This window comes from Bradyrhizobium sp. 14AA, assembly GCF_054185205.1.
The window spans coordinates 1-481 of sequence record NZ_JAVAYM010000128.1 but is presented as its reverse complement, the minus strand read 5'-3'; the positions used below and the strand labels follow the sequence as shown (position 1 = coordinate 481).

General features: G+C 62.6%; 1 protein-coding gene and 1 pseudogene. Both read left to right on the top strand.

Annotated features, from left to right (window positions below; genetic code table 11):
* Positions 1-157 (top strand): tyrosine-type recombinase/integrase (locus RAD15_RS43645; protein WP_458184835.1); only part of this gene is annotated, 157 nt, incomplete at its 5' end.
* Between the two features lie 12 nt (positions 158-169).
* Positions 170-481: pseudogene (locus RAD15_RS43640) on the top strand (acetyl-CoA carboxylase carboxyltransferase subunit alpha); the annotation flags it as partial.

Here is a 481-nt window from a genome sequence, read left to right as displayed (position 1 = left end):
GCTTGCGGGCGGGGCTGATCTGCGTGCGCTGCAATCGATGCTTGGCCATGCCGACATCGCCACCACCGAGATATACACCCATGTCGACGCCAGCCGGCTGGTCGAGCTGGTCAATACCCGTCATCCTCTCGTTGACGTGAAGAGGCGCGGGGCTTAACCGACGCGGCCGATGGCAAGCTTCCTCGATTTCGAGAAACCGATCGCCGCGCTTCAGGGCCGGGTCGACCAACTCCGTGAGACCGCTGCCGATGGCACGGTCGATATCGATTCGGAGGTGGCGCGGCTTCAGGCCAAGTCCGACAAGCTCCTGCGCGATACCTATTCCAGATTGACGCCATGGCAGAAGACGCTCGTCGCCCGCCATGGCGAACGGCCGCACTTCAAGGACTATGTCGCGGGCCTGTTCGACGATTTCATGCCGCTCGCGGGCGATCGTGCCTTTGGCGACGATCAGGCGATTCTGGGCGGCTTCGCACATTTT